Genomic DNA, 26,582 nt, shown 5'->3' on the forward strand with positions numbered 1-26,582 from the left:
GTGCTCCTGTCTTCGACACATACTGCCGTTTTACCTTTTGTCCTTGCCCGTGCCAACATTTTGCAATACGTTTGTCATACGTTTGTAAGACAAATAAGGAAGCTTTGATGACGGGGAAGCGGGAACCAGGCGCCGGCCGCAAGCCAAACGGCGAGTTTTCGGGTAAATCGGCAGTCTTTTCGACGCGGATAACGCCCGACTTGCGGGCCTTGCTCGAAAAGGAAAGCAAGCAGACAGGAAAGTCGCTGTCGCAAATCGTTGAACGTCGACTGCGTGACAGCTTTGACCAACCCGATCGCTGGAAGCGTGCATTAGGCGCCGAACATGTCCGTGCGCTCGCTTACGTGGTCGCTAAGATCGCCACCAGCCTTGAGATAAGGACGGGACGGCATTGGCATAAAGACGCCTTCACCGGCAGCGCCCTAAAAACCGCCCTTAACATTGCAATGCACTATTTTGGATCTTGGGGCGAGGTGCGTGTTCCTGATCGACTCGAAGAGCAAGCCGCTCGGATGCAAGCGGCGTCCCCCGGCGCCGACTTTGGCAAGTTCATGAAAGACCCGGCTGATTTTGGTGCACAACGGGCAAATGAGTTTGTAGCTGGTATCGAATTTCTTGAGACCAGCAACATTCGCCGGAGCTTTATTGGCGATTCCGAAGCCTTTCAGAGTGACGAGGCACTTGCGAAGTTCATAGTCGGCACTCTTCAGCAAGGAGATGAGCAATGAAGGGTGACAACCGGGGAGGGAACTAAAGATGTCGGTACGTAAGCGCACATGGACCGGGCACGGCATCGAGAAAGAAGCATGGATTGTTACCTACTTCGACACCAAAGGCGTGAAACGCCAGAAGACGTTCGCAAGGAAGCGAGAGGCCGATGCCTTCGCCAGCAAGACGGACATGGAGGTCCGGGACGGCGTGCATGTCGCTGAGCGTGACAGCGTCTCCGTGAAAAAAGCCGGCGAGCTGTGGATAGCGACGGGCGAAGGGGAGGGACTTGAGCGAAGCACCCTCGACCAGCGGCGGCGACACCTGAGGTTTCACATAGTGGCGTTTATCGGCGAGACCTTCATTTCAAAATTGTCGGTGCCCGCCGTCCGGGAGTTCGAGGATCGGCTAAGAGCGGAGGGCCGCTCGTCGGTGATGATCAAAAAAGTGCTTGTCTCCCTCGGTGGCATTCTGGCGGACGCTATGGAACGCGGACTGGCAACGCGAAATTCGGTCAGGGATATCAGGAGGAGCCGGAAAGGCCGCCATAGGCGCCAAGAGAAGCGCCAAAAGGGACGCCTGGAGGTAGGGGTGGATATTCCCACCCGTGATGAGATCAGGGCTCTTCTCGGCGCTCTGGAGGGCAACTGGCGTCCGCTACTGCTGACCGTAGTCTTTACCGGCATGCGATCGTCGGAGTTGCGTGGCCTGCGCTGGCAGGATGTAGATTTTCAGCGCGGCGAGATCAACATCCGTCAGCGCGTCGATCAATACCGGGAAATCGGGCCACCGAAGTCGGAGGCCGGCTCGCGGACAATTCCCGTGCCGCCGCTTGTGACCAATACCCTCAAAGAGCTGAAACTCAAGCAGGGGAACAAGCCGGGCCTTGTGTTCCCCAATCCGGACGGTGACTCACGCTCACATTCGAACGTCGTCAGGAAGGGCCTTCAGCCGGCGATGGTGCGGGCCGGCGTGACGATCGACACCGGCAAGCCTGATAAAAACGGCAATCCCATCCTCAAGGCCAAGTACACGGGCTTACACGCGCTCCGCCATTTCTATGCGAGCTGGCTGATCAACCGCAAAGAGGATGGTGGCCTCGGCCTGCCCGCGAAGATGGTGCAGGAGCGGCTCGGGCATGCTTCGATCGTCATGACCATGGATGTCTATGGACACCTGTTCCCGCGCTCGGATGACGGGAAAGAACTGGAGCAAGCAGCAAACACCTTGTTCAGTGCGACATAACTGCGACATGAAAACAAAAAGCTCTTTAAAAGCAATAGGCAGAAAAATTCTGCAAATCCTTGTACCCCGGTTCAATTCCGGGCGAGGCCTCCAACATCTTCCACATGACATATCTATGTGAAAAGCTGCTGGCTCAGTGGTGCGGCATTGGCATTTTCGATGCTACCAGACCCGCTGGCCGGGCGAAAAATCGAATTGTGACGGATTGATTCCCGTGAGGCGGTAGAGCGCCTTCAGGCCGCCCCTGCGGATTTCCGCCTGATATTCCCGATCGCTCAATTCAGGCCCGTCATCGATATCGGGGCCGGCGCCAAGCAGCCGTCGCATACCCTGCGGCGAAATGCAGGTGAAGCTGCGAATGTCGCCGCTGCTGTATTTGATCAGCAGCAGGCGGGCATCGGCGTTGTAGTGAAGGGCTTCTATACCGCGCGATTGGATCAGGAAGGTTTGCATGCGCACACCCATAGCGGAAGGTGAGGGCGCCGCAACAAAATGGTTGACGTAACGTTAATGCGCATGCGGCTAGCAAGGGCTGGACGTGCCCGCCGCTGTTTCAAAACGAACGGAGCACCTGCAAAAACCGTGTCCGCCGGCATGAGACTGCTGCAGACGTCATGCGGGATATCTCGGGTGCGCTTCGGCGCCCTATCGCCTCCAGGTCGTTTCGCCGTCCAGCAGCCCGCAGCAAAATATGCCAATCAGCGCTGCGATGATGAAAAAATCGAACAGCGTGAAATACTCGAAAATCGCAGACATGGCCTGCTCCTCCTATTTCCTCCGATGCAAATCATAACATGAAGGGGCGGAAGGTTCCACGCTGGAGTTGCAGCATCCATCCCGTCTTCTGTGGCACGGAAGAGGCGCCGGCCGGATTCTTTTCGCCGGCGGCTGCCAAGCCTTGAAAGCATCCGTGGCGGAGATTAAGAGACGAGGGACAGGAACCGCTTTTTAAGAGCGAGAGGACATGATGGATTTCGAAGCAGCGCGCGCAAAGATGGTCGATACCCAGGTTCGCACGACGGACGTTACCTCGCATTCCGTGCTGACGGCGTTTCTCACGGTGCCGCGTGAGGCCTTTGTGCCGGAGAAGGCGAAGCTGCTGGCTTATATCGACAACGATGTCGAGATCTCCGCAGCCGCACCGGCAAAGCCAGCCCGCTTCCTGATGGAGGCCTCGCCGCTCGCCAAGCTGCTGCAGCTGGCGGCGATCACCAAGGATGATTTCGTGCTCGAAGTCGGTTGCGGCACGGGGTACACATCGGCGCTGCTGTCGATCATTGCCGGCTCGGTCATCGCGCTTGAATGTGACGAGACGCTGGCCACTGAAGCGAAGGCGCAGCTGGCCGGCTACGCCAAAGTCGAAGTCGTGACCGGCTCGCTCGAAAAGGGCTACGCTGCCGGCGCTCCCTATGATCTGATCTTCGTCAACGGCGCAGTCGAAGAGGTTCCGGCCGCCCTTCTCGGTCAATTGCGCGATGGTGGCCGTCTGATTACGGTCGAAGGTTACGGCAATGCCGCCCGCGCCAAGGTCTTCGTCGCCGAGCGCGGCGCTGTTTCGGAAAATGTCTTCTTCAATGCCTCGGTCAAGCCGCTGCCGGGTTTCGCCAAGGCGCGCGAATTCGTTTTCTGACATCGTTCTTATCGACGAAATTCAGCGACGGGCGTCATCGGCGCCCGTTTTTTATCAATGCCGCCGGAAAGCCTTCACAAACATCATTTACGCTGACGCGACCATGTCGGACCGGATGGAGGCTGTCCGCTGACGTTCTGTTTCATGCGTGTCGCCGCCGCAAAATCGCGACAGGCTTTGCGGGTGGCAAACATTGGGTAACAAAACTGTGCATGGCGGCATTCATTTGATTCGCGATGATTTTTTTCACGCCTGGGGTATTCTAAGGTCGTGGTGATTCGGATGAATGCTCCACGCCATCCGGTCGTTGTTTTGGGATAACGGGGATAGAAATGGCTCAGCCAAGTGTAGCGCGTGAACCGTCCATGGAAGAAATTCTGGCCTCCATCCGCCAGATCATCGAAAGCAATGAGCCCGGCGCCGGCAAGGCGATTTCCGCATCCCTGCCGCCGGTCTACGGCGCCGACGAGGATGACAACGGCTCGGAAATCCATCTGACGGTCGACGACACCTATGCCGGCGTGGAATTCCCCGAACCGGTCATGCGCTCCTCCGATCCGCGTTTTGTCGCCGCCAATTCGGCCGGCACGGCTCCCGAAGCAGAAGTGCCGGCCCGTGCGCTGTCGCTTGCCGATGTCGCCGCCCGTGTGCGCGCCGCCTCCGAGCGCAGCGCCGTGCAGGCCGGTCAGGCCCTGCGTGAAATTCCGAGCGGCTTCCGTCAGCCCGAACCGCAGCCGGCCGTGATGCCGGAAGCGCCGCGCGCCGCGGCACCACAGCCGCAGCAGTCGCAGCCTGTTTTCGCGGCTGCCGCAGCGCCCGTTCAGCATGTTGCGATCCAGCAGCCGGCCGAGCCGGTCGTTATGGAAACGCCTGAGGTGGCCGTCGCCGAGCCAGCGCCTGCTATCGAAACAGTGCCGCCGGCTTTGGAACCCGCTCAGTCGTCGACCGACCGTTTCCTGCCGAGCGTTATGGACGAGGTCCAGCCGACGCTGCTTTCGGAGGATGCCGGCCTGCAGATCAGCCGCTCCTTCGAGGAGCTCGCCGCCGCAATCGACGGTGCCGAGCGCCGCTCGCTGGACGAGATCGCAGAGGACATGCTGCGCCCGATGCTGCGCGAATGGCTGGATGATAATCTGCCGACACTGGTCGAGCGGTTGGTGCGCGAGGAAATCGAGCGCGTGGCCCGCGGCCCGCGCCGCTGATCGGATTGCTTTTTCCTGAAAAGCCGCTCCGGTCTCCGGGGCGGCTTTTTTATTGACTTGGCCGTGACCATCCTATTTACAAACGCCCATCCTCGAACCTCGAAATTGGTCAGAAAATGCTCGACAAGACCTATGATTCCGCCGCCGTCGAACCGAAAATCGCCGCGATATGGGATGAGGCGGACGCTTTCCGCGCCGGCGCGAACGCCAAAGCCGGGGCCGAGACCTTCACCATCGTGATTCCGCCGCCGAATGTCACCGGTTCGCTGCACATGGGCCATGCGCTGAACAACACGCTGCAGGACATCCTGGTGCGCTTCGAGCGCATGCGCGGCAAGGACGTGCTCTGGCAGCCGGGCATGGACCACGCCGGCATCGCCACGCAGATGGTCGTCGAGCGCAAGCTGATGGAACAGCAACTGCCGGGCCGCCGCGACATGGGCCGCGAAGCCTTCATCGACAAGGTCTGGGAATGGAAGGCTGAATCGGGCGGCCTGATCTTCAACCAGCTGAAGCGCCTGGGTGCGTCATGCGACTGGTCGCGTGAACGTTTCACCATGGACGAAGGCCTGTCGAAGGCCGTTCTCGAAGTTTTCGTCACGCTCTACAAGGAAGGGCTGATCTACAAGGACAAGCGTCTCGTCAACTGGGACCCCAAACTCCTGACTGCTATTTCCGACATGGAGGTCGAGCAGCACGAGGTGAAGGGCCATCTCTGGCATCTGCGCTATCCGCTCGAGCCGGGCGTCACCTATCAATATCCGATTGCCTTCGATGAGGAAGGCAAGCCGACTCAATTCGAGACACGCGACTATATCGTCGTCGCGACGACGCGACCCGAGACGATGCTGGGCGATACCGGCATTGCCGTGAACCCCGAAGACGAGCGTTATAAGCCGGTCGTCGGCAAGCATGTCATCCTGCCGATTGTCGGCCGCAAGGTTCCGATCGTCGCCGACTCCTATGCCGACCCGACGGCTGGCACGGGGGCGGTGAAAATCACGCCTGCGCATGATTTCAACGACTTCGAGGTCGGCAAGCGCGCAGGCCTGCAATCTATCAACATCATGAATATCGATGGCACGATTGCCATCAAGGAGAACGAGGAGTTCCTCGAAGGTCTCGACAATCCGGCGGCGCTGCATGGCGCCTGGGGCCGTCTGGAAGGGCAGGACCGTTTCTATGCGCGCAAGGTCATCGTCGAGATTTTCGAAGAGGCGGGTCTTCTCGACAAGATCGAACCGCACAAGCACATGGTCCCGCACGGCGATCGCGGCGGCGTGCCGATCGAGCCGCGGCTGACCGAACAATGGTTTGTCGACAACAAGACATTGGGGCAACCCGCGCTGGAATCCGTTCGCGAAGGAAGAACCAGGTTTATTCCCAGGAATTGGGAAAATACCTATTTCAACTGGCTGGAAAACATCGAGCCGTGGTGTATTTCCCGCCAGCTCTGGTGGGGGCATCAGATCCCGGCCTGGTATGGCCCAGATGGTCAAGTCTTCGTCGAACAGACCGAGGAAGAGGCGCTGCAGGCGGCGATCCAGCACTACCTCTCGCATGAGGGGCCGATGAAGGCCTATGTTGAGGACCTGCTTGAAAACTTCAAGCCGGGCGAGATCCTGACGCGTGACGAGGACGTGCTCGACACCTGGTTCTCCTCAGCACTCTGGCCCTTCTCGACGCTCGGCTGGCCGGAGCAGACACCGGAACTGGCGCGTTATTACCCGACCAACGTTCTCGTCACCGGTTTCGATATCATCCCGTTCTGGGTTGTTCGTATGATGCAGATGGGCCTGCATTTCATGAAAGATGAAAATGGCGATCCCGTCGAGCCATTCCACACGATCTACATTCACGCGCTGGTGCGCGACAAGAATGGGCAGAAGATGTCGAAGTCGAAGGGCAACGTCATCGATCCCTTGGAACTGATCGACGAATACGGCGCCGACGCGCTGCGGTTCACCTTGGCGATCATGGCGGCGCAGGGCCGCGACGTGAAGCTCGATCCGGCCCGCATCGCCGGCTACCGGAATTTCGGCACCAAGCTCTGGAACGCCACGCGCTTCGCCGAGATGAACGGCGCGAAGAGCGACCCGCATTTCGTGCCCGAGGCCGCCGAACTCACCATCAACCGCTGGATCCTGACGGAACTTGCCCGTACGGAACGTGACGTTACGGAAGCACTCGAAGCCTTCCGCTTCAACGATGCTGCCGGCGCGCTCTATCGCTTCGTCTGGAACGAGGTCTGCGACTGGTATCTCGAGCTCTTGAAGCCGGTCTTCAATGGCGAAGACGAGGGCGCCAAGGCTGAAGCCCAGGCCTGTAGCGCTTATATTCTCGAAGAGATCTACAAGCTGTTGCATCCCTTCATGCCCTTCATGACCGAAGAGCTTTGGGCGCATACGGCAGGCGAAGGCAAAGAGCGCGACACATTGGTCTGCCATGCCGAATGGCCGGCGCCGTCCTATGCCGACGACGGGGCGGCCGACGAGATCAACTGGTTGATCGACCTCGTTTCCGGCATCCGCTCGGTGCGCGCCGAAATGAATGTGCCGCCGTCGGCGACAGCCCCGCTCGTCGTCGTCAAGGCCAACAACCTGACGCGTGAACGGCTGTTCCGCCACGACGCCGCCATCAAGCGCCTTGCGCGCGTCGAGGCGATATCGCTGGCTGACGATGCGCCCAAGGGTGCCGCTCAGATCGTCGTCGCCGAGGCCACCATCTGCCTGCCGCTCGGGAAGCTGATCGACCTTTCCGCCGAAAAGGCTCGTCTGGAAAAAGCGATTGCCAAGATGGAGGGCGAGATCTCCCGCATCGACGGCAAGCTCTCCAACGAGAAGTTCGTCGCCAACGCCAATCCCGAAGTAGTCGAGGCCGAGCGTGATCGCCTCGAGGAACTGAAGGGTCAGATCGCAAGCTTGAGGATCGCTCTTTCCAGGGTGAGCGAAGCCGGGTAAGTTTCACCGACCCATTTTGGTAAGTTATTTCAAAGACGCGCCCTCTGCCGGCGCGTCTTTTTGTCGTTCTGGGCGCGCGCGATTCGGTCGTGAAAACGGCCAGTTTCAGGCGCGGAGCCTGTGGATTGTGGCTGAACGGGCATCCAGCTGGCGAAAACTGCCACTGTTGTCGGATTGATACAGCTTCTGCAATATTTGGAATGAAAACCCAAAAAAGCGCATCTGAGAGCACTAAGCTCGGAATAAAATTTTATTAACCAGACTTTTTGACGTGTCCGTCAATTTCTTTACGTAAATTGACAGTCACAATGGTTAGAGGCGCTGCCGTGGGGCGCGTTGCCATTTCCGGCGAACACTTACACTGTGTCGTCACATCAACTGCTGTAGTGGGGGAGACACAATGGCATCGCGTAGGTTTTCCAAGGGCGTAACGTCGCTCGTTCTTTTTTCGTCGCTTGCATCGCCGTCCTTCGCCGGCGGTCTGGAGCGTGGCGGCTATAACATCGATCAGCTGTTCGATACGTCGCCTTTCTCGTTTCAGTCGGGCGTCACCTACGTCACGCCGCAGCGCAAGCTGAAGGACGTCCGAGATACGGATACGTCGACATCTCCAGGCGGTGGCAATCTGAACAGCCGTCCAAACACCGCGGACGATACCTCAAATTACACCATCCCTTATATTGGCTTTAAGGCTGGTTTTGGCGATGCAATCGACTGCCTGGTCGACTATTCAGAGCCCTTCGGCGGGCATACCGACCCCGGTCTGAACTGGGCCGGTGCAAACAATAACATTGAGACAGAGATCAAAACCCGCAACTATGGCGGCACCTGCTCCTATCGTTTTGATGTCGGCCCTGGGCAGCTTCGCTTCATCGGCGGCGCTTTCTATCAGGAAGTCGAAGGCTTCAAGGAACGTCTGGTTTCAACCGTTCCGCTTCTGGTCGGTACCGGCAACGGCGTCGGCCGCCTCGATCTCGAAGATAGTGGCTGGGGCTGGCGCGCCGGTCTCGCCTACGAGATTCCGGAATATGCAATGCGAGCAAGCCTCGTCTATAACAGCCGCGTAAAGTACGACAATCTGACCGGTACGGTGGATCTGACGCAGGTGACTGCACCATTTGCACCGCTGAATGGCGCTCCTTATGGAAGGGTCACGGATGTCTTCGGCTCTGCCGAAGCGCCGGATTCGCTTGAGCTTAAGTTGCAAAGCGGTATCGCTCCGGATTGGCTCGCCTTCGGATCGGTTAAGTGGACGAACTGGAGTGTCCTGCAGTCCGTGCCTTTCTGCCCAAAATCGACCAAGGGCTTAGTCGCCTGCACCTCCGGCGGTGCGACGGAGCTGACGTCGCTCGACCTTCTTTACCAGGACGGTTGGACCATCACCGGTGGTGTTGGCCACAAATTCAACGAACAGTGGGCAGGTGCAGTCAGCCTCACCTGGGATCGCGGCACCAGCCAGGGCTATGGCGCGCAGACCGATAGCTGGACGCTGGGGCTCGGTGCAGCCTTCACGCCGACCGAACATATCGAATGGCGCGTTGCCGGTGCCGTGGGCGTGTTGACGAGCGGTTCGTCCGGCGTTGTGACCCAGAACGGCGTCACGTTTGGAGATGATGTCTCCTATTCCTTTGACAACGATCTGGTCGCTGCGCTGTCGACGAGCCTAAAGATCAAGTTCTAATTCCCCGATTTGAAGAATTGAGGAGCCCGGCACTGCCGGGCTCTTCTTTATTCGCGCCCGTTAATCATGCCATTTCCCGATCCCGTTTTGTGACGATTCAGCAACACATTTTTACGACGTTTGGCGTATGGTGGTGGTGGGACGAATTTGTCCATTTCCCGCCACAAAGAGGGCGCAGCGTTATTTGCGGGCGAGGTGATGGCAGGCATACGGTGCGTGTAAATAGTAGTATGGGTCGATTTTTTTCCGGGTACATCAGGTCGTACGGCGCGATTGGCGACAATCGTTTGATTGCGGTCGTTTCGCTTTACGAACAAGGCTGTTCCAGCCGCCAATCCGGCCTCGCGACGAAGTCGTCGATCCATTCATTGTCATTGTTTTCGACCCGCTCGGATGAGCAACCCGGCTTTGCCGGAAATGTCGATACCGGTTTCGTCACATTTACCGTTTACGAATGCGATAAAGGCGGGAAGGCGAATACCGCACCTGCCGAAAGAGTGCCACGGAGATTGCAGTCGAGCCATGCCGGGAGCCGCGTGGTTCTGAAGGATGGGCTGAGAATATCCCCTTTGAGAAAAGGCCAGTGGGCTGGATGCGACGCGGGTAAAGGAGCCATGGAGCTCGCCGCGGGATCGCTCGCCTCGAAGAAATACATCCGCGGGATGCACGGCATGAGCGCCGTTGCTGCCTGCCTGGGATGAGCGAAAGAAATCGGTTGAAATGGTGACGTCCGAGTTCAAACTTTTCAAATTCATACTGATGGGCATGTCTATAGCCGTAGCGCTGGCGCTGTCCGGTCCGTGCCGTGCATTCGACATCAAAGGTGGCGTCAGCAAGGAATCCGGACCCTTCGATCTCTTCAAGTTCGGCTTCAAGGCCTATAAGAACGGCCAGAAGGAAGAGGCGGTCGAAGCCTATAAATACGCTGCCGAAAAGGGGCACACCGGCTCGCGCTGGGCGCTTGCCAATATGTATGCCGATGGCGACGGTGTCACGCAGGACGATTTCGAAGCCTTCAAGATCTACAGCGAGATCGCCCAGCAGGGCGTCGAACCCGGGTCGGAGGATACCGGCTTCTTCGTCAACGCGCTGCTTTCGCTCGCCAGTTATTACAAGTACGGCATTGCCGGCAGTCCGGTCAGGATCGACCTCAGCCAGGCGCGCCAGCTTTATTTTCAGGTGGCCTCCACCTTTGGCGTCCCCGAGGCGCAGTTCCAGCTGGCGCAGATGATGCTGGCCGGCGAGGGCGGCAATGCCAGCCCGCAGCAGGCGAAGAAATGGCTGAACCAGGCCCGCAAAAGCGGCCATCCCGGTGCCATGGCGGTCTTCGGCAATATTCTTTTCGACGAAGGCCAGACGGCCCGCGGTCTGGCGCTGATGACGGCAGCACTCGATCGCTGCAAGCCCAAGGACTGCAGCTGGATGGAAGCGCTACAGGAGCAGGCCTTCTCGGTTGCCAACGAAGCCGACCGCCGCACGGCGGTATCGTTGTCACACACCATTGCGAGCGGTTCCGACGACTGAGCGCCCACCTCCATCCGGAGGCGTGAAGTTGTAGCGGAAAGCCTCAGCCCGCGAAATCGAAATAGGCGATGACCGGCACGTGGTCGGACGGCTTTTCCCAGGCCCGCACATGTTTTTCGATCGCAGCCGATGTCATCCGGTCTGCAGCTTCCGGCGACAGCAGCAGATGGTCGATGCGGATGCCGTTGTTCTTCGGCCAGGCGCCGGCCTGATAATCCCAGAAGGAATAGAACTGCGTCGCATCCGTCGTCGCACGCACAGCATCCGTCAGCCCAAGATTTTCGAGCCTGCGGAACGCCTCCCGCGTCTGCGGCAGAAACAGCGCGTCGTTTTCCCAGACCTTGGGATCGAAGCAGTCGTGCGGTTCCGGGATGACATTGTAATCGCCGGCAAGGATCAGCATCTCCTCATAGGCCAGCCGTTCGGCGGCGAACGTCTGCAGGCGCTCCATCCAGGCGAGCTTGTAGGGATACTTCTCCGTTTCGACAGGATTGCCGTTCGGCAGGTAGATGCAGCAGACACGCAGGATGCGCGTATCGGACAACGTGAACGCCGCTTCGAGGAAACGCGCCTGTTCGTCCAGCGGATCGCCGGGCAGGCCGCGGTTCACTTCGAAAGGTGAACTCTTGGAGAGGATCGCCACGCCATTGAAGCCTTTCTGGCCGTGCGTCTCGACGTGATAGCCGAGCGCCTCGATCTCCAGCCGTGGAAAGCCCTCGTCGACCGTCTTGATCTCCTGCAGGCAGACGATATCCGGATCGGAATCCTTCAGCCATTGCGTGAGATTGTCGATGCGCGCCTTGACGCCGTTGATGTTCCAGGTCGCGATCTTCATGGCTCTGTCCCGTTCCGCATAATGCATGTCGCCCAGAAGTGTGCAGCGGTTCTGGGATAACGACAGGCATAAAAAACAAAGAGCTAAAGCGCACCGCGTGAATCAGCGTCAATGCAGCGCACTTTAGTGCGCTTCTTTTATCGCGGTCTTTCACCGGCGGACAAGACGATAAACCGGCCGGAAGGAATTCTTCGGCCGGTTTGATGGGGAGTCCGTGCGTTTAGACGTTCAGATCGAGAAACTGGTGCCACAGCCGCAGCTTGCCACCGCATTCGGGTTCTTGATCTGGAAGGACTGGCCAAGCAGATTGTCGACGAAGTCGATCTCCGAGCCCGCCATGTAGACGAGCGACAGGCTGTCGATCAGCACCTTGGCGTTGTTCTTCTCGACGATGATATCGTCGTCCGCTGCGCTGTCGGCAAGATCGAACTTGTAGGAAAAGCCCGAACAGCCGCCGCCTTCGACGGAGACGCGCAGCGCGCTCTTGCCGGCTTCGGCGCCGACGATCGCAGCGATACGCTTTGCCGCGGCATCCGAAAGGGTTACACTTGTATCCGTCATATTTCCTCCTGCCGGGGTCAAGATCCGGAGAGAATGGGTTTTGGCACTTGAATGTTCAAATGCCTGATATCAAAGAAACTTACCATGATCTTCGCGAAAAGGCGATGATGCGCCGAAGCGATTAGGGAAGAGCCTCTTTGCCGTTTCATCGACCTATAGGTATGAAGAGCGCAAAGCGGCGTCAATGGGCAGATGCGGCAACATGCAAAACGACGGTGAAGAATGACGATCGATACGCGTGCTTTGGGTTTCGGCAGTAGTGAAAGGGCGGTCTATGCGGCCGACCCCTGGACGACGCGCGGACGGCTCTATCAGGAGGACGGAAGCCCGACGCGCTCCGATTTCCAGCGCGACCGCGACCGCATCGTCCACACCACCGCCTTCCGCCGGCTGAAGCACAAGACCCAGGTCTTCATCGCCCAGGACGGCGATCATTACCGCACCCGGCTGACGCATACGATCGAAGTAGCGCAGATCGCCCGCGCTCTGGCCCGCGCGCTGAAGCTCGACGAGGATCTAGCCGAAGGCGTGGCGCTCGTGCACGATTTCGGCCACACGCCGTTCGGTCATACCGGCGAGGATGCGCTGCACGAGGTGCTGTTGCCCTATGGCGGCTTCGACCACAATGCACAATCGCTGCGCATCGTGACCAAGCTGGAGAGGCGTTATGCCGAATTTGACGGCATCAACCTGACATGGGAAAGCCTGGAAGGTCTCGTCAAGCACAATGGTCCGCTTCTGACGGCTGATGGAGTCGGTACGCACGGTCCCGTTCCGCAGCCTATCCTCGATTATTGCGAACTGCACGATCTCGAGCTTGCAAGCTATGCCAGCCTCGAAGCCCAGGTCGCGGCGATCGCCGACGACATCGCCTATAATACCCACGATATCGACGATGGCCTGCGTTCCGGCTATCTGACTTTCGACATGCTGGAGGAAATCCCGTTTCTTGCCGGGCTGATGGCCGAGGTGAGGGAGCGATATCCGCACCTGGAGCCGAGCCGCTTCACCCATGAGATCATGCGCCGCCAGATCACCCGCATGGTCGAAGACGTGATCGGCGTCGCGCAGCAGCGCCTGTCGCTCTTGCACCCTGAGAGTGCGGGCGACATTCGCGACGCCGGCCAGGTTATTGCGACCTTTTCCGAGGGGATGGCCGAGACCGACAGGCAGATCAAGGCGATGCTCTTCAAACGCATCTACCGCAATCCCGATATCATGCGCATCCGTGCCGGTGCCGCCCAGATCGTCACCGATCTCTTTGCCGCCTACATGGCCAATCCGAAGGAGATGCAAAGCCACTACTGGGTCGATCATATCGCCGGCCTGTCCGATGCGCCGAAGGCCCGTCATGTCGGCGATTATCTCGCCGGCATGACCGACACCTATGCGATCAGCGCCCACAGGCGGTTGTTTGACCACACTCCTGATTTGCGATAGGCAGCGGTCGCCCACGCCGAGGGCCGATTTTGAGCCTTTGGCACAGCCTATGCATGGAAGAGTGCGATGAACCTTTTTACCGACTTCGAAGCCAGGATCAAAACCGCCCTTGAACAGATAGAACTGGTCAGGGAAAAGCGATCCGAGCTCGATTTCGGCCGCATCACCGTCGAGCCGCCGCGTGACGCGAGCCATGGCGATGTCGCGACCAATGCCGCAATGGTGCTGGCAAAACCGCTCGGAACCAACCCGCGCGCGCTGGCCGATGTCATCATCGCCAAGCTGAAAGAGGATTCCGACGTCGCCGATGTCTCGGTCGCGGGTCCCGGCTTCATCAACATCCGTCTCGCCGTCGGCTACTGGCAACGGCTGCTCGCCTCGATGATCGGCGCCGGTACCGATTACGGGCGCTCGACGCTTGGAAAGGGCAGGAAGGTCAACGTCGAATATGTCTCGGCCAACCCGACCGGTCCGATGCATGTCGGCCATTGCCGTGGTGCCGTCGTCGGCGACGCGCTTGCCAACCTGCTCGCTTTTGCCGGTTACGGCGTCGAGAAGGAATATTACATCAATGACGCCGGCTCGCAGATCGACGTGCTCGCCCGTTCCGTCTTCCTGCGCTATCGCGAAGCGCTCGGCGAAAAGATCGGCGAAATCCCCTCGGGTCTCTATCCCGGCGACTATCTCGTACCCGTCGGCCAGTCGCTTGCCGCCGATTACGGGGTGCGGTTGCACAACATGCCGGAAGATCAATGGATGCCGATCGTCAAGGACCGGACCATCGACGCGATGATGGTGATGATCCGCGAGGATCTGGCGGCGCTGAACGTCCATCACGACGTCTTCTTCTCCGAACGCACCCTGCATGCCAACGGTGCGGCCGCGATCCGCACGGCGATCAATGACCTGACCTTCAAGGGCTATGTCTACAAGGGCACGCTGCCGCCACCGAAGGGGCAGCTGCCCGAGGATTGGGAGGATCGCGAACAGACCCTGTTCCGTTCGACCGAAGTGGGCGACGATATCGACCGGCCGCTGATCAAGTCGGATGGCTCCTACACCTATTTCGCCGCCGACGTCGCCTACTTCAAGAACAAGTTCGACCGTGGGTTCGACGAGATGATTTATGTGCTTGGCGCTGACCATGGCGGTTACGTCAAGCGCCTGGAAGCGGTTGCACGCGGCGTTTCGGACGGTAAGGCGAAGCTGACAGTGCTGCTCTGCCAGCTCGTCAAGCTCTATCGCAACGGCGAGCCGGTGAAGATGTCGAAGCGCTCGGGCGATTTCGTCACGCTTCGGGACGTCGTCGAAGAAGTCGGCCGTGATTCGGTCCGGTTCATGATGCTTTACCGCAAGAATTCCGAACCGCTCGACTTCGATTTCGCCAAAGTGACGGAACAATCGAAAGATAATCCAGTCTTCTACGTGCAATATGCGCATGCTCGCTGCATGTCGGTCTTCCGGCAGGCGAGGGAGGCCTTTCCCGACCTCGATGTCTCGCCCGAGAAACTCGCGAAAACCGTTGCAGGCATTGGCGATCCGGCCGAATTGCAGCTCGTCGCCAAGCTTGCTGAATTCCCGCGTGTCGTCGAGGCAGCGGCCCAGTCGCAGGAGCCGCATCGCATCGCTTTTTACCTCTACGACGTCGCCAGTTCCTTCCACGCGCACTGGAACAAAGGTAAAGATCAGACGGAATTACGATTTGTTAATGATAAAAACCGAGAATCAAGTATTGCCAGACTTGGGCTGGTGTACGCCGTCGCGTCGGTTTTGAAGTCGGGACTTGCCATTACAGGCACTGCCGCACCGGACGAAATGCGATAACGTCACCATTTCCCCACAATGCGCTGGCATTTGAGCGTTGGCGTTTGCGAGTGGGATAGGCATGGCTGATAAACAACTTGCGTATGATACGCGCGGAAAAAACGATCTGTTTGCCGACGATGATCCGTTGGCTGAACTTGCCCGTATCGTCGGCTTCGAGCCGCGTGTTGCAGCGAATACGGTGACCGAGGCCGGACGCCGCGAGCCCGCCCTCGATCTCGAGGACGAGCTGGGGCGTGAGTTCGACCGTTACGATTCGCCCCGTCCGCTCGCAGAGCTCGACCGGCCCGCCGAGCCGATCTCTGATGACATGCCTGAAGATTACGTCGAGCCGGTTCTCGATGCTTCTCCGGCCACCGAAAATGCGGAGGTTCCTGAGCCGGTTTCCGTCGCCGCGGTTGAGGCTGAAGAAGCAGCTGTGCCTGCCACAGGGAATGGGGAAGCGCCGGCCGCCGACTGGGCGGAGCAGCTTTCCCCCGAGCCCGAGGCATCGCTGCAATCAGCATTCGGCGGTGCACGCGACCTGATCGAGGAGCTTGAGCTGTCGATCGGTGCCGCACCCGTCTCTTCGCTGGCGCAGCCCGCCAAGGCGCCGCAATGGTCGGCTGCCAGCATCAGGCTGCCACTTGCCAATTTCCATGCTCCGAAACGCGAGGAACCGGTTGTTTTGCCGGAGCCTGTGGCCGAAACGGTCGTGGCACCGGCAGCTGAAGTGCCGTCCGTCGATCTTCTTGTAGTCGAGCCTGAACCTGTCATCGAACCGCCGGCGCCTGTCGCCGCTATCGAGCGTTCCGAGGAATTCGAATCCGCTTCACCGTCGCTTGGCTTCCCCGCCGAACTCGACCGCCATGATGAGGTGATCGCGCCGGAAGAGACTGCCGAGGCCGAAGAATTCGTCGAAGTCGAGGAAGAACTGGAGGATTTCGGGTCCGATGCCGGTTTCGATCTCATCGCCGCCGCCGTCGAGGGCGAGATCCAGGCCGATGCCGCGCTGACCGAGGTCGTGCCTGATGTTCCGCACACCGCCGGCACTTTCGATCTTGACGATCTGCTCGCCGACGTCTCGCGTTATCCGGTGCCGCAACGTGCCAATCCGGCCCCCGTCACACTGCAGGCCGCATCGACTGAGGCCGCGCCCGTTCCTGCCGCCCCCGTGGCAGACGCACCTGTCCAGGCCGAGGTGATCGCCCCCCCACCGGTCGCCGTCGCCACAGCACCCGTCCGGCCTGCTCCGGTCTATGCTGTCGAAGCCGCAAGGCCAGTCGCGCCGCAGCTTTCAGAGGTCGTTGCGCCAGAGCCTGCCGCAACGGCATATTCTCGGGCGCCGCAGCCGGTACCGGAAGCCGAAGACCCCTTCGCCGGCCATGATTTCGAGTTGGATCTTGCCGGCATCGAGTTGGAACTCGCCGATCTCGATTTCTCTGAGCCGTCCGAGCCCGCGCCGCAGCCTGAGACGCCAGCGCCTGCTCCCCAGCACGTCGCGGCCGTCTCGCCTCTGTCCGCTCCCGTTTTTGCTCCTGAGCCGCAAACTCCGGCTTACCAGCAGGTTGCTGCCCCCTCGCGGCCGGCTCAGGCCTTCGTTCCCGAGCCGCCGGCTCCAGCTCCGGCTCCGGCTTTCAACTGGGCGTCCGCCGGCGACTCAACCGAAGACCTGCCATTCGATCCGGCGATGATCTCTGACCCGGAGGATCGTCCCGAGACCGTCGACGACATGCACGTGCCGGCGCTGCCGCCAGTGGAGCAGCCCGCCCCGGTCGCGAAAACCGCAGATTACGAGTTCGATCTCGACGCAGAGATCGCCAGCTTCTTTGAACCGGCCAAGCCGCGGGAAACACCGGCGCCTGTCCGGGATACGGCTGCCGCCGCGGCAAAGCATGTCAAGCCTACCATCGCCGACGGCCTCGATGATTTCGAACGGGCGCTGGAGGAGGATTTCCGCCGCAGTGTGCGTGAACCGGTCGAGCGCCGCGAGACCTCCGAAGTCCGGATCGAATCGGCAAGCCAGGCCGCTGATTTCAGCCGCGCCCGGTCGATGCGTCGGCTGCTTGCCGGGGCCGTCGTGCTCGTGGTCTTTGCCGGCGTCGGTTATGGCGTCTATTCCTCCGTCTGGAACGGCGAGGGGCTCGGTATTGTCGCGTCCGGTGAGCCGCGCGTGATCGCCGCCGACAAGGAGCCAGTGAAGGTCGTTCCGGAAAATCCCGGCGGCAAGACCGTGCCGAACCAGGATAAGGCCGTCTACGACCGCGTTGCGGGTTCTGCCGAAGAGCCGAAGCAGAAGGCGCTCGTATCTTCCGACGAGGCGCCCGTCGATGTCGTCCAGCGCACGCTGACACCGGAAGCGCTGCCTGAGGACGACGAGAACGCCAACGCCGACGATCAGGTCACGCCGACTGCGGTCGGTGAGACGGAGGATCCGCGTCTGTTGCCAACCCAGGACAACGCCGACAACGCTCCGACAACCGACGCCGACAAGACGCCGTCTGTTTCGCCGCGCAAGGTCCGCACGATGATCGTCAAGCCTGACGGTACGTTGGTCGCCCGCGACGAACCGGCTCCCGTCGACCAGCCGGCGCCGTCTGCCCCGGCGACGCAGCCTGCCCCGGCGACGCAGTCTGCCCAGGCGACACAGTCTGCCCAGCCGACGCCGCCGGCTCAGCCGCCGTTGACGGCTCAGTCGACCCCATCCGCGCAATCGACCCCGCCCGTGCCGCCAGTCGGTGGAACGGCTGCGAGCTTCCCGGCAAGCGCCGAGGTTGCTTCCGCCGATGCTCGTTCTGCAACTCCGGTCGAAACCGCGCCGGTACAGCCGCCGCTCGCCGGCAGTGCCGACGCGCAGGCCGCAAATCGCGCTCCGGTCGCTTCGCCGGTGCGCCCGGTCAAGACCTCGGCGATTGCCGATAGCGCTCCGATCCCCACCGCCCGTCCGGTCGATCAGCCCGTCAACGTCGTCGGCACCGTGACCGAGAAGGGCAATGTCCGCCCGCCCGTACAGCAGCCGAAAACGACTGAGGTCGCGGCCGCAGCGCCAGTCGCCGCAAAGCCGCAGCAGGCTGCATCCGCCGGCGGCTACGGCATCCAGATCGCCTCGCTGCCTTCGGAAGACGAGGCGACCAAATCCTATGCCAACCTGTCGAAGAAATTCGCCAGCGTGCTTGGTGGCCGCAGTCATGAGATCCGCAGGGCCGATATCGCCGGCAAGGGCACTTTCTATCGTGTCCGCATTCCGGCCGGTTCCAAGGACGAGGCCGCAGCACTCTGCGAACAGTATCGCGCGGCGGGCGGAAGCTGCCTGATCTCCAAGTAGATCGGTTTTTTTGAATAGAATATAAGAGCGGCGGGCCGGATCGGTCCGCCGCTCTTTTTTGTGCATCGCGCCGGACCTTGCTCGCATTTGGCCGGGCGCCGTCTGGAGCCTTTCCTGGTCAGATTGCAGCATTCTGTTGGCTCAAACGGAGTCGGATGCTCGACCGGCCGGCGCGCGTCGTAGCCCGGCTCTACGGCCAAGCCGGCCGGTCGAGCAGGCGGCCCGTTTCAGCCAACCCGAAGGGCTGGGCATCTTTGCGCCAGGATCAGAGGCGATCGGCTCGGACGTACCAAAAGGTATGCCCTTCGCCAATCGCCTCTGCCCGGACGAAAACCGGCTCCGGCAGAATGCTTCAATCTGACCAGGAAAGGCTCTAAGATTCTTACATGACCGAATCAAAAGCGATGATCCTTGGCTGCAGCGGCCTTGCCCTCACATCCGAAGAGAAAGCCTTTTACCGAAGCGAGCGACCCTGGGGCTTCATCCTCTTCGGGCGCAACATCTCCGAAGCAGGGCAGATCGCCGATCTCGTCGCCGAACTGCGCGACAGCGTCGGTTGGCATGCGCCGGTGCTGATCGACCAGGAGGGCGGCCGCGTTCAGCGCATCCGTCCGCCCGTTCTGGCGCGTTATCCTTCCGGCCAGGCGCTCGGCGATCTCTATCGCCGCGATCGCGGGCTCGGCCTGCGCGCCGTCTGGCTGATGTCGCGACTGCACGCCTTCGACCTTTCGAGCCTCGGCATTGATGTCGATTGCCTGCCGGTGCTCGATGTGCCGGTCGAGGGCAGCAGCAACGTCATCGGCGACCGCGCCTATGGCGGCGATCCCGAGACCGTCATCGCGATGGGAAGAGCGGCTGCCGCAGGGCTGAAGGCCGGCGGCCTGTTGCCCGTGATGAAACATATGCCCGGCCACGGTCGCGGCTTTGCGGATTCACATCTGGAACTGCCTGTCGTCACTGTCTCGCGCGATGAGCTGGAGCTCCATGATTTCCCGCCCTTTGTCGCGATGAAGGACGAGTTGATGGCGATGACCTGTCACGTCGTTTTCGCCGCCATCGACCCGGACAATCCGGCGACGACCTCACGCAAGGTGATCGACGGCATCATCCGCGAACACATCGGCTTTAGCGGTCTGCTGCTCTCCGACGACAGCTCGATGAACGCACTTTCCGGCACGATCGGTGAACGTGCGGCGAATATCATTGCAGGCGGATGCGATATCGTGCTGCATTGCAACGGCAATATGGACGAGATGCTAGATGTCGTGGCAAATGTTCCGCGGCTCGCCGGCATATCGCTTGCCCGCGCAAAAGCGGTGGAAGCAGGCTTCGCAGCGCCGGATACCGCCGATGAGGCGGAATTGAGAGTGGAATTCGAGGCAATGTTTGCGACGGTCTGATCGTAAGGGAGCAGCTAGGTGAGCACGGTCAAGGGGACGGAACGTCCGCGGGCGGCAACGCCAATGGACAAGTTGTGGCAGGATAACGGTGCCGAGCGCGCCAGCCACGAGCCGGCGCTGGTGATCGACGTCGCCGGCTTCGAAGGCCCGCTTGACCTGTTGCTCTATCTCGCCCGCAACCAGAAGGTCGACCTGTCGCGCATTTCGGTGCTGGCGCTCGCCGAGCAATATCTGCTGTTCATCGAAAGCGCCCGGCGTATCCGCATCGAGCTTGCCGCCGATTACCTCGTCATGGCAGCCTGGCTTGCCTATCTCAAGTCGAAACTGCTCATTCCCCAGCAGGCCAAGGATGACGGCCCTTCCGGCGAGGAGCTGGCGGCAACACTCGCCTTCCGCCTGAAACGTCTCGAAGCTATGCGACAGGCGGCAGACGGCCTCGTCAACCGCAACCGCCTCGGCCGCGATATCTTCGTGCGCGGCGCGCCTGAGCATATTCCCGACCGGCAGCAATCCGCTTATGCGGCGAGCCTCTACGATCTCCTGACCGCCTATGCGGCGCTGCGCCAGCGCCATGCCGTCACCCAGGTGACGATCGAGCGTCGCACCGTCTGGTCGCTGACCGATGCCCGCGAGCTGCTGACCCAGATGATCGGCGAGATCGGTGACTGGACGGCGATGGAGCATTATCTGCTGCGTTATCTCGCCGCGCCCGAGGAACGCGTCACGGCAATCGCCAGCGCCTTTGCCGCCTCGCTGGAGCTGGTGCGCGAGGGCAAGCTCGAAATCCGCCAGGACGGCGCCTTTCAGCCGATATACATGCGCCGCGGTCCGAAACATGCCACGCTGCAGGTGGTCGAACAGGAGCAGCCGGCTTGATCGATCCGAGGAGCGAAGAGGAATTCGAAGGCAATTTCGAAGACCGGGGCCGCGACCTGCAGGCCGAGATCGAGGCTGAGCGCATCGCCGAGGCGCTGGTCTTCGCCTCCTCGCAGCCGGTCTCCGAGGGCTTCCTCGCTGAGCGCCTGCCCGAGAAGACCGACGTGCACGGGATCATGCTGCGCCTGAAGGAGCAATATGCGCCGCGGGGCGTCAATCTCGTGCAGGTCGAAGGCGCCTGGGCCTTCCGCACCGCCGCCGACCTGTCCTTCGTCATCCGTCGTGATGACAATGAGGTGAAGAAGCTTTCGCGCGCCGCACTGGAAGTGCTGGCGATCATCGCCTATCACCAGCCGGTGACGCGTGCTGAAATCGAGGATATCCGAGGCGTCCAGACCTCGCGCGGCACGCTCGACGTGCTGATGGAAGCCGGCTGGGTGCGGTTTCGTGGCCGCCGGCGTACACCGGGCCGGCCGGTGACATTGGGCACGACACGCGATTTCCTCGACCATTTCGGTCTCGAAGAGCTGCGTGACCTGCCCGGTCTCGAAGAGTTGAAGGGAGCGGGCTTGCTGTCGGGCCGCATTCCGGCGAACTTCAATATTCCCTCGCCGTTGATGAACGACGAACTGACCGAGGACGAAGACCCGATCACCCAGATGGACCTCGAGGAACTGGGGTTGCTGGCGCCACGCGGCACCTCTGAAGATTGAGGGGCTTGCGTCTTGCTTTTGCCATGCATGGCGAAAACAATGGAGCCAGCACTTTTCGGTGGGTCAATGGCTTGTCATAAAGGGCGATACCGTGACATTAAGCGCAGTTCAAAGGGCTTGATGTTGGAAACGGTGTGGGAAATTCTTACATTAGGGAACATCACAACAGGGAGTAAGCGTAATGGGTTCTTTTGGTATCTACCACTGGCTGATCGTTCTGGCCGTCGTGCTGTTGTTGTTCGGTCGCGGCAAGATTCCGGAACTGATGGGCGATGTCGCCAAGGGCATCAAAAGCTTCAAGAAGGGCATGACGGACGAAGACGCGCCCGACACGGCAAAGACCGTCGATCACAAGGCCGACGAAACGAAGTAACCAAGTCCGGGAAAAAGCGCAGCCCCCGCGCTTCCCGTCCAGGAGCCTTGCATGTTCGATATTGGCTGGACCGAGCTTTTGGTCATCGCGGTCGTACTGATCGTGGTCGTCGGTCCCAAGGATTTGCCGCCGATGCTGCGCGCTTTCGGCAAGATGACGCAGCGCGCCCGCAAGGTTGCGGGTGATTTCCGTGCGCAGTTCGATGAAGCGTTGCGCGAAGCCGAGCTTGACGATGTCCGCCAGACGATCAGCGACGCCCAGAAGCTCAACCCGGTCAACAGCCTGCGCGAGGCGATGAACCCGCTCCGCCAGATGGGCAACGAGATCAAGGCCGACCTGCAGAAGGCGACCACAGTCACGGAAAACAAGACCGAGGTGCCTCCAGATGCTGTCGCAGCCCCGACGCCTTCGATGAGCTTGCCGGAAACGCCGCCATTGGTAGCGACACCTGCGGCGTCGGAACCCGTCGCCGCAGCGATTGTGCAAGCCGATACGGTTGCCGCCAAGCCGAAGGCCGTGCGCAAGCCGCGCGTCAAGGCTGCCGACAAGGTCGATGCTGTGGCTGCCGTTGCCGTACCTGCGGAAAAACCGAAACGCACGACGGCAGTCAAGAAGCCTGCAACGCCGAAGAAGCCGGCGCAGACGAAGAAGGACGAGGCATGAGCGGTGACATCGAAGACAAGCCGCAGCCGTTGATCGAGCACCTGATGGAGCTGCGCACGCGGCTGATGTGGTCGATCGGCGCGTTTTTCGTCGCCTTCATCGCATGCTTCTTTTTTGCCAAGCATCTCTTCAACTATCTGGTCATTCCCTACAAGACAGCCGTCGTGTGGGCGCATCTCGACGTCGAGAAAGCCCAGCTCATCTACACCGCACCGCAGGAATTCTTCTTCACGCAGGTCAAGGTGGCGATGTTCGGCGGCCTTGTGGTCGCGTTCCCGATCATTGCCGCGCAGGTCTACAAGTTCGTGGCACCCGGTCTCTACAAGAATGAGCGCCAGGCTTTCCTGCCGTTCCTGATCGCCTCGCCGGTCCTGTTCCTGATGGGCGGCGCGCTCGTCTATTTCTTCTTCACGCCGATGGTCATGTGGTTCTTCCTGTCGATGCAGCAGGCGCCGGGTCATGACGAAATAGCGATCTCGCTGATGCCGAAGGTCTCGGAATATCTGAGCCTGATCATGACGCTGGTCTTCTCCTTCGGCCTCGTCTTCCAGCTTCCCGTCGTCACCACGCTGCTCGCCCGTGTCGGTCTTTTGACGTCGCAATGGCTCGCCGAAAAGCGCAAGTTTGCCATCGTCCTCGCCTTCGTCGTTGCCGCCGTGCTGACGCCTCCGGACCCGATGTCCCAGATCGGCCTTGCGATACCGACGATCCTTCTCTACGAGATTTCCATCTATGCGGCGCGACTCGTGGAGCGCCAGCGTGCCCGGCAGGCGGTCGAAAAGGACACCGGATCCGCGGACGTTGCCAAGACGGACAGCGTCTGAGCGGCGATCCCAATCCCCCTTTGTGAACGCCGTTTCACATCCGGTCGAGGCCCGATCAGGCTTTGGCCGGGTCATCTCTGTTGCAACGACCTGGAACGACGATGCTCGATATCAAATGGATCCGTGAGAATCCCGAAGCGCTCGATGCCGCCCTTGCCAAGCGCGGTGCGGAGCCTCTGGCCCAAAGCCTCGTTGCCCTCGATGAAAAGCGCCGCTCCGCCGTGCAGAAGGCGCAGGACTTGCTGTCTCGCCGCAACATCGCCTCCAAGGAGATTGGCGCGGCGATGGCCCAGAAGAATAGCGAACTTGCCGAGAAGCTGAAAGCCGAGGTCGCCGAATTCAAAACTCTGCTGCCGGCGGTCGAGGAAGAAGACCGGCAACTGACGGCCGAGCTCAACGACGCGCTCTCGCGCATCCCGAACATCCCCTTCGACGACGTTCCTGTGGGTAAGGACGAGCATGACAATGTCGTCACCCGCACCGTCGGTGAAAAGCCGCGCTGGAACCACGCGCCGAAGGAGCACTTCGAAATCGGCGAGGCGCTCGGTTATATGGATTTCGAGCGCGCCGCCAAGCTTTCCGGCTCGCGCTTCACGGTTCTGACCGGGCCGCTCGCCAAGCTCGAGCGCGCGCTCGGCCAGTTCATGATCGATCTCCACACCAGCGAGCACGGCTATACCGAAGTCAGCTCGCCACTGATGGTGCGCGACGAGGCCGTTTATGGCACCGCCCAGCTGCCGAAATTCGCCGAGGATCTCTTCAGGACGACGGACGGCCGCTGGTTGATTCCGACGGCTGAAGTGACGCTGACCAATCTGGTGCGCGAGGAAATCCTCGATCAGGAGAAGCTGCCGCTTCGCTTCACAGCGCTGACGCCGTCCTTCCGCTCGGAAGCGGGCTCCGCCGGCCGCGATACGCGCGGCATGCTGCGCCAGCATCAGTTCTGGAAATGCGAGCTCGTTTCGATCACCGATGCCGAGAGCGCCGTTGCCGAGCATGAACGCATGACCGCCTGCGCCGAGGAAGTGCTGAAACGCCTCGGCTTGCATTTCCGCACCATGACGCTTTGCACCGGCGACATGGGCTTCGGCTCGCGCAAGACCTACGATCTAGAAGTCTGGCTGCCGGGGCAGAATGCCTTCCGTGAAATCTCCTCCTGCTCGGTCTGCGGCGATTTTCAGGGTCGCCGAATGAATGCGCGGTACCGCGGCAAGGAAGATAAGAGCAACAGGTTCGTCCACACGCTGAACGGTTCCGGCACGGCCGTCGGCCGTTGCCTGATCGCAGTCCTCGAAAATTATCTGAATGAGGACGGTTCCGTCACGATTCCGGACGTTTTGCTGCCTTATATGGGCGGATTGACCAAGATCGAACGGGCGGCCTGAGGCGATGCGCATCCTGCTTACGAATGACGACGGCATTCACGCCGAAGGCCTTGCTGCGCTGGAGCGGATCGCGCGCACGCTGTCCGACGATGTCTGGATCGTGGCGCCCGAGACCGACCAGAGCGGTCTTGCCCATTCGCTGAGCCTCTCCGAACCTCTGCGGCTGCGCAAGATTTCCGAGAAGCATTTCGCCCTGCGCGGCACGCCGACCGATTGCGTCATCATGGGCATCAGGCAGGTGATGGACATCAAACCGGACCTTGTCCTGTCCGGCGTCAATTCAGGCTCGAACGTTGCCGACGACGTGACCTATTCCGGCACGATTGCCGGCGCCATCGAGGGCACCATGCAGGGCGTGCGCTCCTTCGCGCTGAGCCAGGCCTATCTCTCTGAGGACGGCGCGCGCATCGTGCCCTGGGAGGTCTGTGAGACGCATGCCCCGGCTCTTCTGGAAAAGCTGATGGTCCTGGACCTGCCGGAGGGTACGTTCCTCAATCTCAACTTCCCGAACTGCCGTCCCGACGAAGTCGATGGCGCCGAGGTGACCATGCAGGGCAAGCTGGCCTTCAATCTGCAGGTCGACGCCCGCTCTGACGGCCGGGGGTTTCCTTACTACTGGCTGAAGTTTGGCGAACGCGCCGGCGCCTTCATCGAAGGCACCGATATTCACGCGCTGAAGCATAATAAGATTTCGGTAACGCCTTTGAAACTGGATCTGACCGATTATTCCGTGACGGACCGCGTGGCGCGGGCCTTGGGATACGGAGCACAAGTTTGACGGCAAGACTGGCGGAGAAGGAGGGCTTTGCTGCGCTCGTCCTTAGATTGCGTGCCGAAGGCATCTCCGACCTCGATCTGCTGACGGCGGTCGAGCAGACGCAGCGCTCACAGTTTGTACCGTCGCAATTTGCCGACGACGCCTATTCGAGCCGGACGATCCCGATCGAATGCGGCTCATTTCTCGAAGGCATCGATTTTGCCGTCCGCATCCTGCATCACCTGAAGCTCAAGCCCGGCCAGCGCGTCCTGGAGATCGGCACCGGAAGCGGCTTTACCGCCGCCGTCATGGGCCGCATGGCCGAGCGTGTCCTGTCCATCGACCGCTACAAGACGCTGACGACGGCAGCGCAGCGGCGCATGGAATCGCTTGGCCTGCGCAGCGTCATCATCCGCCACGCCGACGGCAGCGCCGGCATGCAGGGTGAGGGCACCTTCGATCGCATCCTGGTGACGGCCGCCTTCAACGCGATGCCGCGCTTTTATACCGACCAGCTTGTTTCCGGCGGCTCGATGATCGCGCCGCTGATGATCTCCGAGAACGAATGCCGGATGGTGCGGCTGACGAAAACCGGCAGCCGTTTCGAACGCGAGGAACTGTTCGACGCTCCATATCTACCGATAGTTCCGCGCCTTGCCTCGCTGCTGTAGATGTGG

Annotated in this window: 23 protein-coding genes; 20 read left to right on the forward strand and 3 right to left on the reverse strand. The window is 60.6% G+C overall.

What is annotated here, in order from left to right:
* Window positions 1-107: 107 nt before the first annotated feature.
* A complete protein-coding gene (locus J3P73_RS10810) occupies window positions 108-728 on the forward strand; it encodes a hypothetical protein (protein ID WP_207579952.1) in 621 nt (206 codons plus the stop codon).
* Between the two features lie 28 nt (window positions 729-756).
* Window positions 757-1,953: a tyrosine-type recombinase/integrase gene (locus tag J3P73_RS10815; protein WP_207579953.1), complete on the forward strand. Its 1,197-nt coding sequence runs from the start codon at window positions 757-759 to the stop codon at window positions 1,951-1,953.
* Window positions 1,954-2,115: 162 nt separating this feature from the next.
* Here the strand turns inward: J3P73_RS10815 and J3P73_RS10820 are convergent, their stop codons facing one another.
* Complete coding sequence (locus J3P73_RS10820) at window positions 2,116-2,418, reverse strand: hypothetical protein (protein WP_130672467.1); 303 nt, start codon at window positions 2,416-2,418, stop codon at window positions 2,116-2,118.
* 499 nt (window positions 2,419-2,917) lie between these two features.
* Between J3P73_RS10820 and J3P73_RS10825 the strand changes: the two genes are divergently transcribed.
* The 6 genes from J3P73_RS10825 to exoR all read left to right on the forward strand — a co-directional run bounded on the left by J3P73_RS10825 (window position 2,918) and on the right by exoR (window position 10,950).
* Window positions 2,918-3,583 (forward strand): protein-L-isoaspartate O-methyltransferase family protein, encoded by a 666-nt coding sequence (locus J3P73_RS10825; RefSeq protein ID WP_197726710.1) that lies wholly within the window; start codon window positions 2,918-2,920, stop codon window positions 3,581-3,583.
* Between the two features lie 332 nt (window positions 3,584-3,915).
* Window positions 3,916-4,785, forward strand: coding sequence for a PopZ family protein (locus J3P73_RS10830; protein WP_130655270.1), 870 nt, complete (start codon window positions 3,916-3,918; stop codon window positions 4,783-4,785).
* 116 nt (window positions 4,786-4,901) lie between these two features.
* Window positions 4,902-7,745, forward strand: a complete 2,844-nt coding sequence (locus J3P73_RS10835; protein WP_207579954.1) for a valine--tRNA ligase — start codon at window positions 4,902-4,904, stop codon at window positions 7,743-7,745.
* A gap of 400 nt (window positions 7,746-8,145) precedes the next feature.
* A complete protein-coding gene (locus tag J3P73_RS10840; RefSeq protein ID WP_003538954.1) occupies window positions 8,146-9,426 on the forward strand; it encodes an OmpP1/FadL family transporter in 1,281 nt (426 codons plus the stop codon).
* A gap of 89 nt (window positions 9,427-9,515) precedes the next feature.
* Window positions 9,516-10,127: a hypothetical protein gene (locus J3P73_RS10845; protein WP_245002725.1), complete on the forward strand. Its 612-nt coding sequence runs from the start codon at window positions 9,516-9,518 to the stop codon at window positions 10,125-10,127.
* Window positions 10,128-10,146: 19 nt separating this feature from the next.
* Window positions 10,147-10,950, forward strand: a complete 804-nt coding sequence (exoR, locus tag J3P73_RS10850) for an exopolysaccharide production regulator ExoR (RefSeq protein WP_130655272.1) — start codon at window positions 10,147-10,149, stop codon at window positions 10,948-10,950.
* Window positions 10,951-10,993: 43 nt separating this feature from the next.
* Here the strand turns inward: exoR and xth are convergent, their stop codons facing one another.
* Both xth and erpA read right to left on the reverse strand, forming a co-directional pair.
* Window positions 10,994-11,785: an exodeoxyribonuclease III gene (gene xth, locus J3P73_RS10855; protein WP_018073368.1), complete on the reverse strand. Its 792-nt coding sequence runs from the start codon at window positions 11,783-11,785 to the stop codon at window positions 10,994-10,996.
* Window positions 11,786-12,013: 228 nt separating this feature from the next.
* The gene (erpA, locus tag J3P73_RS10860; protein WP_018073369.1) at window positions 12,014-12,346 is read right to left on the reverse strand and encodes an iron-sulfur cluster insertion protein ErpA; all 333 of its coding nucleotides are present in this window, start codon (window positions 12,344-12,346) and stop codon (window positions 12,014-12,016) included.
* A 222-nt stretch (window positions 12,347-12,568) separates the two neighbouring features.
* On the opposite strand from erpA, the gene J3P73_RS10865 reads away from it, so the two are divergent.
* The 12 genes from J3P73_RS10865 (at window position 12,569) to J3P73_RS10920 (ending at window position 26,576) form a co-directional block, all read left to right on the forward strand.
* Window positions 12,569-13,786, forward strand: a complete 1,218-nt coding sequence (locus J3P73_RS10865; RefSeq protein WP_207579955.1) for a deoxyguanosinetriphosphate triphosphohydrolase — start codon at window positions 12,569-12,571, stop codon at window positions 13,784-13,786.
* 66 nt (window positions 13,787-13,852) lie between these two features.
* Window positions 13,853-15,610, forward strand: coding sequence for an arginine--tRNA ligase (gene argS / locus J3P73_RS10870; RefSeq protein ID WP_130655274.1), 1,758 nt, complete (start codon window positions 13,853-13,855; stop codon window positions 15,608-15,610).
* A 61-nt stretch (window positions 15,611-15,671) separates the two neighbouring features.
* Window positions 15,672-18,914, forward strand: coding sequence for an SPOR domain-containing protein (locus tag J3P73_RS10875; RefSeq protein WP_207579956.1), 3,243 nt, complete (start codon window positions 15,672-15,674; stop codon window positions 18,912-18,914).
* Window positions 18,915-19,300: 386 nt separating this feature from the next.
* A complete protein-coding gene (gene nagZ, locus J3P73_RS10880; RefSeq protein ID WP_207579957.1) occupies window positions 19,301-20,314 on the forward strand; it encodes a beta-N-acetylhexosaminidase in 1,014 nt (337 codons plus the stop codon).
* Window positions 20,315-20,332: 18 nt separating this feature from the next.
* Window positions 20,333-21,190: a segregation and condensation protein A gene (locus tag J3P73_RS10885; protein WP_024320655.1), complete on the forward strand. Its 858-nt coding sequence runs from the start codon at window positions 20,333-20,335 to the stop codon at window positions 21,188-21,190.
* Window positions 21,187-21,903: an SMC-Scp complex subunit ScpB gene (gene scpB / locus J3P73_RS10890; protein WP_130655277.1), complete on the forward strand. Its 717-nt coding sequence runs from the start codon at window positions 21,187-21,189 to the stop codon at window positions 21,901-21,903. Before J3P73_RS10885 ends, scpB begins: the two co-directional genes overlap by 4 nt.
* Before the next feature lie 181 nt (window positions 21,904-22,084).
* Window positions 22,085-22,276, forward strand: a complete 192-nt coding sequence (locus J3P73_RS10895; protein ID WP_018073376.1) for a twin-arginine translocase TatA/TatE family subunit — start codon at window positions 22,085-22,087, stop codon at window positions 22,274-22,276.
* Between the two features lie 51 nt (window positions 22,277-22,327).
* A complete protein-coding gene (gene tatB / locus J3P73_RS10900) occupies window positions 22,328-22,939 on the forward strand; it encodes a Sec-independent protein translocase protein TatB (protein WP_018073377.1) in 612 nt (203 codons plus the stop codon).
* Window positions 22,936-23,763, forward strand: coding sequence for a twin-arginine translocase subunit TatC (gene tatC / locus J3P73_RS10905; protein WP_003558883.1), 828 nt, complete (start codon window positions 22,936-22,938; stop codon window positions 23,761-23,763). Before tatB ends, tatC begins: the two co-directional genes overlap by 4 nt.
* A 101-nt stretch (window positions 23,764-23,864) precedes the next feature.
* Window positions 23,865-25,148 carry a serine--tRNA ligase gene (gene serS / locus J3P73_RS10910; protein WP_024320657.1) on the forward strand — a complete coding sequence of 428 codons (1,284 nt, stop codon included), beginning with the start codon at window positions 23,865-23,867 and terminating at the stop codon, window positions 25,146-25,148.
* A gap of 4 nt (window positions 25,149-25,152) precedes the next feature.
* Entirely contained in the window at window positions 25,153-25,926 is a 774-nt protein-coding gene (gene surE / locus J3P73_RS10915; RefSeq protein WP_207579958.1) for a 5'/3'-nucleotidase SurE, read from the forward strand.
* Window positions 25,923-26,576, forward strand: coding sequence for a protein-L-isoaspartate(D-aspartate) O-methyltransferase (locus J3P73_RS10920; protein WP_075223926.1), 654 nt, complete (start codon window positions 25,923-25,925; stop codon window positions 26,574-26,576). The genes surE and J3P73_RS10920 overlap by 4 nt, the downstream gene beginning before the upstream one ends.
* Window positions 26,577-26,582 lie beyond the last annotated feature (6 nt).

The organism is Rhizobium ruizarguesonis (assembly GCF_017357285.1).
In the GTDB taxonomy this organism is placed as follows: domain Bacteria; phylum Pseudomonadota; class Alphaproteobacteria; order Rhizobiales; family Rhizobiaceae; genus Rhizobium; species Rhizobium ruizarguesonis.

Coding starts and splice junctions, on each gene's coding strand:
- J3P73_RS10810 (WP_207579952.1), top strand. CDS start 108: ATGACGGGGAAGCGGGAACCAGGCGCCGGCCGCAAGCCAAACGGCGAG.
- J3P73_RS10815 (WP_207579953.1), top strand. CDS start 757: ATGTCGGTACGTAAGCGCACATGGACCGGGCACGGCATCGAGAAAGAA.
- J3P73_RS10820 (WP_130672467.1), bottom strand. CDS start 2,418: ATGGGTGTGCGCATGCAAACCTTCCTGATCCAATCGCGCGGTATAGAA.
- J3P73_RS10825 (WP_197726710.1), top strand. CDS start 2,918: ATGATGGATTTCGAAGCAGCGCGCGCAAAGATGGTCGATACCCAGGTT.
- J3P73_RS10830 (WP_130655270.1), top strand. CDS start 3,916: ATGGCTCAGCCAAGTGTAGCGCGTGAACCGTCCATGGAAGAAATTCTG.
- J3P73_RS10835 (WP_207579954.1), top strand. CDS start 4,902: ATGCTCGACAAGACCTATGATTCCGCCGCCGTCGAACCGAAAATCGCC.
- J3P73_RS10840 (WP_003538954.1), top strand. CDS start 8,146: ATGGCATCGCGTAGGTTTTCCAAGGGCGTAACGTCGCTCGTTCTTTTT.
- exoR (WP_130655272.1), top strand. CDS start 10,147: ATGGTGACGTCCGAGTTCAAACTTTTCAAATTCATACTGATGGGCATG.
- xth (WP_018073368.1), bottom strand. CDS start 11,785: ATGAAGATCGCGACCTGGAACATCAACGGCGTCAAGGCGCGCATCGAC.
- erpA (WP_018073369.1), bottom strand. CDS start 12,346: ATGACGGATACAAGTGTAACCCTTTCGGATGCCGCGGCAAAGCGTATC.
- J3P73_RS10865 (WP_207579955.1), top strand. CDS start 12,569: ATGACGATCGATACGCGTGCTTTGGGTTTCGGCAGTAGTGAAAGGGCG.
- argS (WP_130655274.1), top strand. CDS start 13,853: ATGAACCTTTTTACCGACTTCGAAGCCAGGATCAAAACCGCCCTTGAA.
- J3P73_RS10875 (WP_207579956.1), top strand. CDS start 15,672: ATGGCTGATAAACAACTTGCGTATGATACGCGCGGAAAAAACGATCTG.
- nagZ (WP_207579957.1), top strand. CDS start 19,301: ATGACCGAATCAAAAGCGATGATCCTTGGCTGCAGCGGCCTTGCCCTC.
- J3P73_RS10895 (WP_018073376.1), top strand. CDS start 22,085: ATGGGTTCTTTTGGTATCTACCACTGGCTGATCGTTCTGGCCGTCGTG.
- tatB (WP_018073377.1), top strand. CDS start 22,328: ATGTTCGATATTGGCTGGACCGAGCTTTTGGTCATCGCGGTCGTACTG.
- tatC (WP_003558883.1), top strand. CDS start 22,936: ATGAGCGGTGACATCGAAGACAAGCCGCAGCCGTTGATCGAGCACCTG.
- serS (WP_024320657.1), top strand. CDS start 23,865: ATGCTCGATATCAAATGGATCCGTGAGAATCCCGAAGCGCTCGATGCC.
- surE (WP_207579958.1), top strand. CDS start 25,153: ATGCGCATCCTGCTTACGAATGACGACGGCATTCACGCCGAAGGCCTT.